The sequence below is a fragment of the Cytobacillus sp. SAFR-174 genome, assembly GCF_051964675.1.
GTDB lineage: Bacteria > Bacillota > Bacilli > Bacillales > Cytobacillaceae > Cytobacillus.
The window spans coordinates 151,247-165,372 of record NZ_JBQCMZ010000003.1 but is presented as its reverse complement, the minus strand read 5'-3'; the positions used below and the strand labels follow the sequence as shown (position 1 = coordinate 165,372).

Genomic DNA, 14,126 nt, shown 5'->3' with positions numbered 1-14,126 from the left:
TCACTCCTTTGCCCCGCTAATGCGAATTCTCGGATCAATAACGCCATACATGAGATCGATGACAAGCATCGTCAGGACAAAAAATGCGCTATAAAAAAGCGTCAGCCCCATTATGGTTGTATAATCGTTTACTTTTATTGAATCTACAAAGAGACTGCCGATGCCCGGAACCCCAAAAATATTTTCGATAACTAATGACCCCGTCAATAAGCTGACAACAATAGGCCCTAGAATCGTAATAACCGGGATTAAAGCATTGCGAATTGCATGCTTATAGATGACTTTGAACTGGCTTAACCCTTTTGCCCTTGCTGTCAGCATATAGTCCTGCTGAAGGACCTCCAGCATTTCATTTCTCGTAAAACGGGCTATTAAGGCAATGACAATAAGAGACAATGACAATGTCGGCATGATAGAACTTGAGTAGGACTCCCAAAATGCCACCGGCAGAAGGCCCATTTTTAAGCCAACATAATATTGTAAAAGAGCGGCAAATACAAAGTTAGGAACCGATACACCCAATACAGCAACAAGCATCGTGGAAAAATCCCACATCGTATTGTGTTTAAAGGCTGCGATAATCCCCAGAACAATCCCAACAGTAAATCCAAGCAAAACAGCCTGGAAACCAAGCAGGACAGATGGGCCGACACGGCTGGCGATCAGATCACTGACATCTTGTCCTTTAAAATAAAAGGAATCACCCATTTCCCCTTGGACCAGATTTTTTAAATAAAGGATGTATTGCTCATGCAAGGGTTTATCCAATCCATATTTCGCGTAAAACTCCATTCTTTGCTCTTCCGATAAACTGGAAAGCCTTTCTTCATCAAAAGGTGAACCTGGAAGCTGCTTCATTAAGAAGAAAGTAGCCGTGGCAATTATGTATAAAGTTATAAGAATATTAATGACCCGAAAAAAAAGATACTTTTTCAATTTTCACACCTCCACTAGTTGCGGGGTTTATTCAATAAGAAAATGCACAAAGCTCCCGCCTGCCGGCTTATGATCCCGAACCGATGGCGCCTGGAGCTGGACAGTTACGGGGTTTAAAAAACAGGGAGAGAAACTCCTTCTCTCCCCGCTCACCCTTCTTATTGAACAGTTGCCCATTTTAAATCTGGTGAAGCTCCATATGGATGAGTGACCAAACCTTTTAGGTAAGGCTTTTGCAGGAATGATAAACCATCGTAGTATAACGGCCCAAGTGCTCCATCTTCAAGAATCAGCTTTTCAGCTTCAAGTAGTTTTTCAATACGGGACTGATCATCAGCATCTTCAGCTGCCGAATTAACTAATTCTTTATATTTCTCGTTTACATAATTTCCGCGGAAGAAAGGATTGGATGGATTTGCCCATAGATTCAAATAAGTCATGGAATCATTGTAATCTGCCCCCCAGCGGTTAACAGCCATTTGATAATCGTCCGCTCTCATCGAGTCAAGACGGGCGCTGTAAGGCTGTGTGTCAAGACTGATATCAATGCCTAAATTCTTTTTATATTCACTTTGAAGGAATGTTCCTGTATCCTTCGCAACGGTGTCATCAGAAATAAGTAATTCAATTTCAGGTGTTTTCCCCAGCTCTTCTACACCCTTTGCCCAAAGCTCTTTCGCCTTTTCAACGTCAGGTTTAATAACATCTCCCTGAAGCTCGCGGAAGGATTTCCCATCAACTCCGGCCATGTCTGTAGCAATCAGTCCATAAGCAGGCTCCGATCCGTTATTTAAGATCACGCTTGTCAGGACATCAGGGTCATAACCCAATTGCAGCGCTTTACGGATGTTTTCATTCTGAAACGGCTCTTTTCCAAGGTTAAATTGGATAAAATAAGTTCTGAATTCTGTTTCAGTATTAAATTCGGGGCTATCTTTATAGCTGTCTACATCTGCTGAAGACAGGTATACTTTATCAAGCTCGCCTGCTTCATACAGGTTAAGGGCAGTGCTTTGCTCCTTAATGACTTTCATATTGACTTGTTCAAGCGCTACACTTTCTTTATCCCAGTATTCTTGGTTCTTATCCATTGATACTCCCTTTGCCTGGTCATAGTCAGTCAGGACAAATGGACCGTTATACAGAATCGCATCATGTGTTAAGGCAAACTTGTCACCTTGCTCAGACACAAACTTTTCATTAAGCGGGAAATACGTCACGAAAGCTGTAAGACCAAGGAAGAACGGAGTCGGCTGAACAAGTTCTACTACAAGTGTCTTGTCATCCTTCACTTCAATCGCAACAGCATCAGCTTCAGCTTCACCTGCAGCAAACTCTGCTCCACCTTTAATATAGTCTGTCAAAATGCTTGCATACGCACCTGCAGTATCAGGGTGCATGGAACGCAGCCATGAATATTTGAAATCATTGGCTGTAACCGGATCTCCGTTGCTCCACTTAATGCCTTCTCTTAATGTAAATGTATAGGTCAGCCCATCCTCAGACTTTTCATAGCTCTCGGCCATAGCTGGCTGAGGTTCATTGTTTTCATCTAGGCGATACAGACCTTCCATTACATTATTTAAAACAGCAAATGAAATTGCATCTGTTGTTTTAACTTGGTTCAAATCGGGAATGTCATTATCCAAGCTTAGGTTAAGAACATTCTCACTTTTTCCTTCTGCCTGCTCTGCTTGCTTGTCTCCTTCTTCATTCTTTGCTGGTTCTGTTGAAGATTTGCCGCTGAAATTACAGCCGGCCAATAGTACCATAAGTCCAATCAGCAGGATAGAAATCTTTTTTCTCCATGCAGCATTCATTTTTTATACCCCCTAGAAATTTATAAAATTAATTATGCAAGTAGTGTGCCAACTTTATAAATCCTCATTTTTATTGTCATTATTTGAAATAATCTGTCAATTAAATGTTTAATTGGTTACCCAGTTTGAATGATTAATAGGGATTATAACCTAATTGGGTAACCACTTTTCTATATCAATGCTGATTTTCCATAACAATCGTTTTGGTATATTACTTGCATATTAGGAAGGTATGAATTTAGGGAGGAGAAATAAATGGATTGGAAACAGGAAGTTTTTAATAGAAAAGAAGAATTAATAGAGGAATTATCCCAGCTGCTTTCTATAAAGAGTGTAAAAGATCTATCTGACCAGTCAGAAGAGGCACCTATGGGGAGCGGCATTAAGGAAGCACTGGATTTTATGCTTCAAACGGCAGAGAGGGATGGGTTTAGAACAAAAAATATTGATGGTTATGTCGGGTTTGCTGAATGGGGACCTGAAGAAGCAACAGATTATATTGCGATTCTCTGTCATCTGGACGTGGTTCCTGCCACCGGAGAGTGGGAATCCGATCCCTTTTCTCCTGAAATCAGAAACGGAAAGCTATATGCCCGGGGAGCAATAGATGACAAAGGCCCCACTATGGCTGCCTATTATGCTCTTAAAATCATCAAAGAAAGCGGTTTACCCTTAAAGCATAAAATAAGAATTATCTTCGGCACGGATGAAGAAAGCGGCATGTCATGCATGAAAAGATATATGCAAATGGAGCCAGAAGCATTAACAGGCTTTGCTCCTGATGCAGAATTTCCAATTATCCATGCTGAGAAAGGGCAGATCAATGCGATCCTCAAGCTTAACGAAAAGCCAGGTGAGCAGCATGGCCCAATTACTTTAAGAAGCTTTTATGCCGGTGAAAAAGGGAATATGGTACCTGACAAAGCAATAGCACTTGTAAACGGGACTGGACTGGAAACTCTTAAAGAAACGTTCATCGCATTTGGCAAACAGGAGGACCTTGAAACAGAAGCTGAACTGGTAAAAGATACACTCTCACTTGCCTTAACTGGAAAACCTGCCCATGGGATGGAGCCTTTTGAAGGAATCAATGCAGCTGCCAAGCTGGCACACTTTTTAGCAGGGAAAGTCCCGCACCCATTCGTATCATTTGTTTCTGAATGCCTCGCTGATGATCACTATGGGAAAAGATTAGGAATCTCATTTTCCGATGAGATCACCGGACCGCTCACCGTAAATCCGGGGATTTTTCGCTTCACACAAAATCTGGAAGGCATGGTTGTTCTTAATGTCCGCTGCCCCGTTGATACACCGTACTTAAGAACCATCGAAAAACTAAGCGAAACGACTCTAAAATACGGCTTTGAAGTAGAAGAAATCAGAGAGAAAAAGCCACACCATGTACCAAATGAGAGTCCTGTTATCAAAATTCTGCAGAAAGCCTATGAACAAGAAACGGGTGAACAGGCCGAACTTCTGACAACCGGCGGCGCGACATATGCCCGTTTCATAAACAGCGGGGTAGCCTTCGGCGCCGTTTTTCCAGGAAAGGAAAACACCGCACATCAGAAAGATGAATACATTGAGCTTGATGATTTATGCAGTGCAGCCGCCATTTACGCCAGGGCGATCTATGATTTAGCTAATCATTAAAGGCAAAAAAGCAAGTGTAGCTAACACTTGCTTTTTTCATGCGCTAAGAACATTTTCCCTTTTTCAGTAATACTGCTGCCCGTTCTTCCTTTTTCTACCACAATCAGGTCATACTCATTCAAAAGCTTCTGCCGGTATCGGAGCTGCTGATCTGTCAGCATGACGCCATTTTCCAGCAAATGCGCGGCCATTGCCGAGCGGCCGGCCGACGTTACTTTCTCATCGTTCAGAAAATCGAGAAGCATCCGAACTTCATGAAGAAAGCCTCTCTCCTGAAATATTTTATAAAGAGAATGAAGGTCGTTCCAGCTCTCATCCTCAGATAAGGAAGCTGATTGCCAGAATGGCAGTTCCTCTTTGCAGACATAATCTTCACTGATGTGAGCTGCATATTCGACTACGTTTCGCAGCTCTCTTATATTCCCCGGCCAATGGTATTCTTCACAGCACTTCAGGGCCCCTTCTGAAAAGACAAATGATTCTCTTCCCAGCTTTTCCTGGAATTCTTTAATAAAAATATTGATTAGTAGAGAAATATCCCGTTTCCTTTCCCTTAGTGGAAGAAGTCTTAAGGGCAGGACGTTCAGCCGAAAATAAAGATCTTCCCTGAACATGCCTTCCTCTATTAGCTGCTGCAAATCTTTATTTGTAGCGGCAATCACCCGGACATCAAGCGGAATCATCCGGTCTCCACCCACCCTCATAATCTGTCTTTCCTGAAGGACTCTTAAAAGTCTGTTTTGAATGACAGGTGAGGCATCACCAATTTCATCCAGGAAAATACTTCCCTTATGCGCCTGTTCAAACATACCGATATGCCCGTTTTTCCTTGCCCCAGTAAATGCACCTGGCTCGTAGCCAAACAGCTCGCTTTCCATCAGACTCTCAGAAATTGCAGCAAAGTTTACGCCGATAAACGGCTGATAGGTCCTTGCTGATGCATTATGAAACGCTTGTGCCAGAACTTCTTTTCCTGTTCCTGTTTCTCCAAGGACCAGAATGGTCGAGTCACTTTTAGCAAGCCGCCGGGCAATTTTAATCATCTCAAGGACGGACGCACTTCGCGTTTTAATATCGTCAAAGGTATGCCGCGCAACCAGGTTTCTCTGCTTCGCTTTTGAACGATAGTCATACTCAATCTTTTGATAGTCCTCCACTTTTCTGAATACAATTAGGGTCGAGTACACCTGTTCATCAAGAATAATCCGTTTCTTTCGCATGTAAAAAGCGACATGCTCTATTTCCACAAATGTCTCCTGTCCAACAGCCATACTCATCATTGCTTCATAGTAAGAAGGAGCCAGGCTATGGATCGTATGTTTGTCGGCAGACAGACTGAGAAGCTCTGCCGCTTTCAAATTGAAATGTTCGATTTCATTAAAATTATTATAAACCAGCACAGCATCGTCCATATTCTGAACAATACTGTCCAGGCTTTTCTGCAAAATCCGGGATCGCAGAATTTCTCCGCTTAAATCTTTTGTCAGATCGACTAATGACTGCATATACCGGGCTGACAAGTGCGATGTAGACGAAAAGGGGGAAATTTGAAAATGATGATATATTTCTACTAATGTTGAAATATCGATTTGGCGGCTCCCAATATTAATAATCTTATCAATATGCTTTGGGACCAGCTGCGGCTCCCCTGCTGTAATGGCAATTGAAATCTCTGGACGAGGAGTTTCCTGCGAAAAATAAGGAAAAAAATCCAAATCAATCCCTGCTTCCTTCAATATACCTGTCGTATCTTCCGCCGATTGCTTCAAGTCACTCACCAAATATACTTGAGTGCCTTTTGGAATATCAAGAAGCTCTCTAATTCTCCCATAATTAATAGTTCTTCTTGTAATGATTGTCGGCATATCTTCACTCAAATAGGGTTTTACCATGGTATAAACAATCTTGCTGGATACGACCACAAGAGAATACTTCATCATAAAGGAGTAATCAAGCTCATCAACTGTCCTCCCTTCGATCTCAACATACTCTTGCAGGCCAATTTCATTTAACTGTTCCACGAGTGCCCTCAAAGTATTTTTAGTATAGGTAACGATCAGAATCTTCTTCATAGCTGTCCCTCCTCTGGCAAAAACCTAATTTACTAGTAAATTCCATTTCTCTTATTTTAGCGTACATGAAGGACGGCTGATTATCCAGAAGGGAATAAAATTTGTTCAAGGGTTGATTTGTCTTTATGGTCAATCAAAGAATGTATTAGGAAACAAAAAGAACAGGACTCTGCAAAGGTAGTTTGCTAAGTCCTGTTCTTCTCTTAACTAGCTATTTTATTTGAAACTAAGCTTATTAATATTCTCCGCTCCTCGAAGCTCCACTAAATCACTTTTCTCAATAATGACTTCTTTCACTTCTGCACCGCTAAAGTCTACGATGATCGGCTCCTTCTTAGGTGTTACACGGACACTCACATTTTTAAGGCCATCACCCTGCAGTACAGCAGAATTTTTGAGCCAGATGCCATTTTTGATTTCTGCGGATTTTTCTACATTAATAAAGGAAACTTTGTTCACTACCAATTTCTTCTTTTTATCATCAGTAAGATTATATTCCTTTTCAAAATCCAGCTCTGTTACTGGAGGAAGGCTGTCAACGTCTATGATACGCCCTTCCACCGCCGGTTTGATGGTGCCCAGGCTGGATAGGTGATCTGCGAAGTTTTCCCAATCAGAAAGTCCAAGATCTGTTACTCTGCCCTCCTGGTAAGCTTTTGCGAAGACTGTATATCCATCTCCGCCTTTAGCTGTAAAAGCATTCGTAGCGATTGTGTAGGTTTGATTGTCCTGGATTTCAGTGTAAGTGCCCTGTTCACTTTTATATTCAATCGAAACAATTCGCTCACCGGCAGGTTTAGTCGAATCGAATTTTACTTTTGCACCGGACACGTGCAGGAAGCCGCCATTTTCTGCAGGATATTGTCCTACGCTGATTTCAAAGGCCTCTTTCAATTCAGCTCCCTTTAACTCCATTGTTGCTAATGTGTTGCCAAATGGAAGAACTGTGATTACTTCGCCAACAGTGATTGGCCCTGCGTCAATGCCCGCACGAATGCCTCCTCCATTTTGGAGTGCCATGATGACATTGCTGTTATATTGATTTGCTTTTGCCAGCATGCCGTCTGTAATCAAGTTGCCCAGGGCGGTTTCATTTTTCCGTACACTTGGCTCTGTGCTGTCTCCGCTAGTACGCGGATTCTCAAGTGCAGCCAGCGTTTCTGCTCCGATTTCGGTGTTCTTTAATTCTTCTATCTGTGAAGAGTACTTTTCAAGCAGCACTGCTGCCTCAGGGTCCTCTGCTTTATCTGCTATTTTAATAAGCTGGCCAGCATGCCCGACTACTTTTCCTGCCTCGTCAAATTGTACATCAAGGGTTCCGAGGTAATTATTGTACTGGCCGGCTTGAACAATAACTGTAGGATCCTTTGCCGCTCCTGTTTCGTCAGCTGCCACAACTACTGGCTCATTTAATTGCGTATGGCTGTGTCCGCCCACAATCACATCAATTCCATCTACTTGAGCAGCCAGGTTTAAGTCATTATCCACATTTGGGTTATCATCATAGCCGATATGAGTTACTGCCACGATTTTATTAATACCCATGCCTTCGAAAGCTTTTACTGCTTTTTCTGCTTCTTCAAGATAATCCTCGAATGTTACCTTACCCGGACTGGAAATGCTGGCTGTTTCAGCTGTAGTCAAACCAAAAAATCCAACTTTTTCTCCATTAACTTCTTTAATGATGCCATTATATATTTTTCCATCAGCAGGTTCGCTCGATATAACATCACTGAACAATCCCTGCAGGCTGGCATCTTGAGAAAAGTTCACGTTTGAACTGACGAATGGGAATTGTGCTCCTTTTACAAAGTCAGCCAGTGCTTTATGTCCTTCCGCACTTGAACCCAAATCGAACTCATGATTACCGAAAGTCATAATGTCATAGCCCATGAGATTCATAAATTCAAGGTCAGCCTGTCCAAGGAATTTATTAAAATATAAAGTTCCGGAAAAAACATCTCCTGCATCAACTAGCAGGGCATCCGGCTTTGCTTCTCTTACTTCCTTTACCGCCGTCACTTTCTTTGCGGCGCTGTCCATATTTGCATGTGTGTCATTGGTATGCATTAACGATAGCGTAAAATCTGAAGCTGAAGTCTCATTTGCTGAAACCAGACCTACCGGAACGGCTGCAGAGATGGTTAATGCGGCTGATAAGGCTACTGCAGATAATACTTTAATAGGTAATTTCATAATAAATGCTCCTTTCAATTGTTGTTCAAAGGCGTTGAAAACCGGAGCTGCTGCACTCCGGCTTCAATTGTTATGCCGCTCCTTCTTCCTCATAAGGAGATTCCATTACTTCTCCATCCGAATCTTTGAAAATGATATGAGACGGATCTGCCTTTTTCCCAAGTGTCCACTTCTGCACATTTTCAGCACCGCGGATTTCCACGACTTTGTCACTTTCGATCATGACTTCTTGAATTTCTGATCCTGTTAGATCCACAACTGCCCCTTTGTTAGCGGAGCTGATGACCACTTTCGTGTTTTTAAGGCCTTTGCCTTTGACAGCTGCTGATTTTTTCAGCCATAGGCCATGCGTGAGACTAGAATTTTTTTTCATTACGACCAATGCATTATGCTGCCCAACAACAAATTTCTTCGCGTGATAGTTTACGAGCTTGAAGACAATGTCATACTGTGGTTCTTCTGGTTTAGCTTCCGGCTTTAAGCTTGTCTGGATCATAACCGGGTCATGGTCACTCGCACGGCCATGCTCTTCCATGAAGCCCGAGTTAATATGAAGAATATCGACTTCTGTTTTCTCCGCCAGATTGTTGGATACTAAAATGTGATCCAGCACCTGTGCATTTCCCTGGTACGTATAGGTGTATCGCTCTTCTGCCGGAACTTTTTCAATCATATTAGTCAGTTCTTCGCCCTTTAGAGCCTGTAAAGGATTGGAGAACTCAAAATCGTTAAAGTCGCCAAGCAGGACGACATTGGCATCAGGGTCTTCTGCTTTTACATTCTTTACAAAACCGTTCACAACGTTAGCGATTTTCATGCGCTGGATTTCACTATTTAAGACTGGCGGCTGCTCTTTTCCGAATAACGGAAGATCTCCGCCTTTCGAGTTAAAATGGTTAGCTACAACAATGACGCTTTCGCCCTGAAATTCGAACTGGGCTGCCAATGCTTTGCGGCTATCTTCAAAAGCTTCGTTTGTTGGGTCAATACGCCCTGGGTTTAGCGTCAGTTTGCCGTTTTCGAAATCAACTGCATCTGTCGCAGAGCCTTTTTCACCTTGGGTTAAAGTTACCCGTTCAGCGTTATAAAGGAAGCCGACACGGATGTTCCCTCCCGGCTGGCCGCCATCCTGTTTATCTTCCGGTGCGATATCTGTGTAAGTGTAGGCTGGTCCGCCAAGCTCTTTAATTTTTTCAATCAGCAAGGCCGCACTTTGATCTGCTGCTGTTGTGCCGCTATCTGCTGGTCCGTCATTGTCCTGTACTTCTGTCAGGCCAATGATATCCGGCTGCTTCATTTTATCTGTGATTGCTTCTGCTAATCTCGTAACCTTTTCCGCATCTGTTTTTGTTGAGAAGTTTTCAACATTATAGGAAGCAATGGTCAATTTGTCTTCTTCTGATGTAATGCTGGTTTCTTCTCTTACTGCAGAGCCTTCAACAAATTCAGGCAATGCGTCTGCATCACTTAATACTTTATAGTTACTGAAGCCGTAGCTGACAACACCCTGGATGCTGCCTTTGAAGCTGTCGCCCATTTTGGCAACAAAATCTTCATTATTAATATCTAGGGTGATTCTCTCTGGATTAAAATCATTTTCCGAAATCCGCAGGCCGCCTGCCGTTGTGTTCGTATCCACATTTCCAGGAACAACTACAAGCTCGCCGTATTTCTGCGGGGCAACTACTTTAGCGTTGTCCACTTGAACCAGCATGCCTTCCAGGCTTTCGTAAAAATCGATTCCATCCTGCTCTGGATCAAATTCTTTTAATTCATCATTATCAATAATTTCAGTCGGAAGGTTTTCTTTGTTAATAACCACCGGAGCAGGGAGTTCCTGACCGGAAGCAATGATCTCAATCGATGCTGCATTGATTTCTGTTACAGGAAGGTCTGTTTTCAGCTTGTCTGAATAGCCATCAAGCACCCATTCTTTAACCTGGCCTGAAACGGATACCACATCTCCTGAAGAAGCACCGTGGCCCTTTTTATAAACGAGGATCCCTTCAGATGTATTTTCATCATCATCCGGCTGCTGATCCTGCATGTAGAAATTGCTGCTGTCCACTACCTTGGTGACAATTCCTTCAACATCTGAAACCTGCTGGTTCGCATATTGAGAATAGTGGCCTGCACCTTGAATATCATGAATGCGCAAATCTTCCAGCCCAATCATGTACTGAAATACAGACACTTTGCTGTCTGTTAAGCCGTCTTTGATCGCTATCGCTTTAATCGTTGTCTCTTCATTAATAACGATGTGATCGGAATATACTGTGCTTTCAGCAGTCGGTTCTGTTCCATCAACTGTATAATGGATTACAGCACCTTCAGTGGAAGTCGATAGTTCTACTGCTGTTCCAGCTTTAACAGGGCCCGCCTCAGGGGAAGCTGTAACCGCTGAAACCTGTGGTGTGCCAGTATCTTCTGCAAATGTGTATGCTGTTGGGCTTTTTAAACCCGGTACGGTAAAGTATGCTTCAAGAGAGCCTGTAATCTGGACCTTTTTTCCGAGGTGATCCGGATTGTCCACTAAATTCAGCTCTGTCCTTATAGAATTATTCGGCAATTGAACCGGCAGTATTTTACTGGGGTCTGTTTCACTTGGGGAGTCGGCAATGGCCAAATTTGTATTCACTGAAAATGGGCCAGTATGGGTATATTTCGGCCCATTTGCGGTCGTTCCAACAATATATCCTTCAACCGTTGCTGTTCCGTTATTATCCGCAATCGCTTCTGCCACAGACTTCACTTCTTCTGCACTCGCCGCGGCAAAGGGACTGAATAGACTAAGAATTAAAGCAAAAGTACTGATAAAGCTGATGAACTTTATGCGCTGCTTTTCTATCATGCGATCCTCTCCTATTTCCTTATTTTAAAGCGTTTACACACACTACCACTCTAGTAAATCACTCTTCTTTTTAGCGTACAATCTGATATTTGTAAAAATTGAGTAAATAGGTAAAAATGAGAAAATAATCATACTGTATAATAAGGTATATAGACCTTAAAGCTATCGGAACACCATTCTATTAGACCTATTCACTATAAACTTTGCTCAGGAATCCTAATCTTTAAGAAACAGGAAAACAAAAATTGAAAATAATGGGTATTAATAGTATCCTTTTACTATAAATAACGGGAAATACGAATTAAGGAGATAATATATGGAAATCCGAAAGAGGAAAAGTTCGCGCTTCTTTCCTTTGGTTCCTTCAAAAGATCCGGGCCAAACTCAGCAAGATCACTTAGGATCGTTTAAAGCCATGTATCATGATTATCCAGACGCAGCTTTTTTTATAGATAAAGAGGGAAGTATACTTTATGGCAATGAAGCTTCCCAGGTCTTGTTCGGCCATACGGAAGATAAGGAAGAGCACTTTACCAGGTACTTTATTCATAATGACAGAGGCTCCGCTAAAATGCTTTTCCGGCAGGCCATTATTGAAGGAAAAGCACAGCGGAGCAGTTACTTTGGTATTCAAGCGGGTAAAATCGTGGAGATTCTATCCATTTTTTCACCTTTTTATTCTAAAGGGATTATTGCGGGAGCCAGTCTTATTCTTCATGTTCCTGAACAGCAGACTGCTTTAAAAAAATTCCAGTATGAAGAAATCCATCGCAAACTTTCAGAGGTGGAAGATCGGAAAAACATGATATTAGAAAGCATTGACGCGGGGATATGGGCTTATGATGTAAAAGCAAAGAGATTCATGATCTGTTCTGAAGGCAACAGGAAGATAACAGGCAGAGATCCTGTTGACTTTTTAACAAGTAAAGTGATTTGGAAGGACATCGTATACAAGGATGACTTGGAAAAGTTTGAACAGACCCAGTTACTGCTTTCAGAAGGAAAACAGATTCGCCATGAATACCGCATCTGCCGTCCAGATGGTTCTATAAGGTGGGTAAGTGATCAAACGATTCCAACGCTGGATGATGATCAGAACCTGATACGGCTCAATGGAATCATAACAGATATAACCGAACATAAGCTTCTGCTCCAAAAGGTTCAGCATATCAGCTATCATGATTCACTGACCAATCTTCCAAAAAGAAGACTGCTGGAAAATAGACTTGAGACATTGATACAGGCTCAGCATGAGAAATTTGCGGTTTTATATTTGGACCTTGATCGCTTTAAATATATTAATGATATTCTCGGACATACGCTTGCGGATGAGGTGCTCCTCCAAGTCGCGCTCCGGCTGAGGGCTTTTCAGGAAAAAGGCTGCTTTGTATCGCGAATGAGCGGGGATGAGTTTGTGATTATCCATCATCCGGTTCATTCAAGAGAGGAAGCGATTCAGAGTGCTGAGGAAATATGCAGTACACTGAGTGAACCAATTCATATTGATGCGTACGAGCTTCCGCTTCAGGCATCAATTGGAATCAGCATGTTCCCGGAAGACGGGGACTCCCATATTGACTTGATTAAAAATGCACATGCAGCTCTCCACCGCGGCAGAGAAAAGGGCGGCCGCAGCATTGAAGTTTACACCAAAAATATTAATGTTAAAACGGAAAAGGTTTTTTTAATTGAAAGCGGCCTGCAAAAAGCTTTAAAGAACGAAGAATTCATTCTGCATTACCAGCCTAAGGTGGATATCGAAAGCAGCAGGATTGTCGGCGCCGAAGCCCTCATCCGCTGGCAGCATCCGGAATTGGGGCTGCTGTCGCCAGGAGAATTTATTTCTGTAGCTGAAAAAACGGGATTAATCCTCGATATCGGCGACTGGGTCATTAAACAGGCATGCGTCCAGCTGAAATTATGGATGAATAAAGGCCTTCCCGTTGTACCGATATCCATAAATATATCTCCGCAGCGGTTCTTGAAATATGACTTAGTCAACTATATCACGCGCACTCTGGATATTTTTCAGATCCCGCCCGCCTTGCTTGAACTGGAAATCACCGAAACACATTTTCTTTATAATGAAGAAAAAGTGAGTTCCATCATTCAGGAGCTGAGAATTCTCGGGATCCGGATTGCACTCGATGACTTTGGAACAGGATTTTCGTCTTTAACACATATAAAAGACTTCCAGATTGATACTCTTAAAATAGATCGATCTTTTATAAAAGAGATTGAAACAAATAAAAACCATGCTATCCTTGTCGAATCCCTTATTTTCTTATCAGAACGGCTGGGGATCGACGTCATTGCAGAGGGAGTCGAAACACAAAACCAGCTCGAATTCCTTAAGCGAACGCAATGCCAGTATGTACAGGGTTATGTATTCAGCAAGCCGCTTCCTGTTGATGAATTTGTTTGTTTACTGGAGTAGTTCTGGCCCATTCCGGGATAGGGATGGGCTTTTTTTTTTGGATTGGCGCGGGGAGAGGGGTTCTATTTGCAGATTTGCTGGAGCTATTTGTGAATTGATGGGTTCTATTTGCAGGATTTCGTCGCCTATTTGCAGGATTTTGGTTCTATTTGCAAGTTTGC

7 protein-coding genes are annotated in these 14,126 nt (G+C 42.4%); 2 read left to right on the top strand and 5 right to left on the bottom strand.

The window, feature by feature from the left end:
* Together ACTHRG_RS04735 and ACTHRG_RS04730 are read right to left on the bottom strand one after the other, a co-directional pair.
* A complete protein-coding gene (locus tag ACTHRG_RS04735) occupies positions 1 to 936 on the bottom strand; it encodes an ABC transporter permease (RefSeq protein ID WP_076257234.1) in 936 nt (311 codons plus the stop codon).
* A gap of 158 nt (positions 937 to 1,094) precedes the next feature.
* Positions 1,095 to 2,756 (bottom strand): peptide ABC transporter substrate-binding protein, encoded by a 1,662-nt coding sequence (locus tag ACTHRG_RS04730; RefSeq protein WP_440230650.1) that lies wholly within the window; start codon positions 2,754 to 2,756, stop codon positions 1,095 to 1,097.
* A 255-nt stretch (positions 2,757 to 3,011) separates the two neighbouring features.
* On the opposite strand from ACTHRG_RS04730, the gene pepV reads away from it, so the two are divergent.
* On the top strand, positions 3,012 to 4,409 hold the full coding sequence (gene pepV / locus ACTHRG_RS04725) for a dipeptidase PepV (RefSeq protein ID WP_440230649.1): 1,398 nt from the start codon (positions 3,012 to 3,014) through the stop codon (positions 4,407 to 4,409).
* 20 nt (positions 4,410 to 4,429) lie between these two features.
* Here pepV and ACTHRG_RS04720 read toward each other — a convergent pair whose 3' ends face one another.
* The 3 genes from ACTHRG_RS04720 to ACTHRG_RS04710 form a co-directional block, all read right to left on the bottom strand.
* A complete protein-coding gene (locus ACTHRG_RS04720; RefSeq protein WP_440230648.1) occupies positions 4,430 to 6,481 on the bottom strand; it encodes a sigma-54 interaction domain-containing protein in 2,052 nt (683 codons plus the stop codon).
* A gap of 216 nt (positions 6,482 to 6,697) precedes the next feature.
* On the bottom strand, positions 6,698 to 8,677 hold the full coding sequence (locus tag ACTHRG_RS04715) for a bifunctional metallophosphatase/5'-nucleotidase (RefSeq protein WP_440230647.1): 1,980 nt from the start codon (positions 8,675 to 8,677) through the stop codon (positions 6,698 to 6,700).
* 70 nt (positions 8,678 to 8,747) lie between these two features.
* Positions 8,748 to 11,528, bottom strand: coding sequence for a DUF6359 domain-containing protein (locus tag ACTHRG_RS04710; protein ID WP_440230646.1), 2,781 nt, complete (start codon positions 11,526 to 11,528; stop codon positions 8,748 to 8,750).
* Between the two features lie 316 nt (positions 11,529 to 11,844).
* Between ACTHRG_RS04710 and ACTHRG_RS04705 the strand changes: the two genes are divergently transcribed.
* Positions 11,845 to 13,965, top strand: coding sequence for a sensor domain-containing protein (locus ACTHRG_RS04705; RefSeq protein ID WP_440230645.1), 2,121 nt, complete (start codon positions 11,845 to 11,847; stop codon positions 13,963 to 13,965).
* Positions 13,966 to 14,126: the final 161 nt, after the last annotated feature.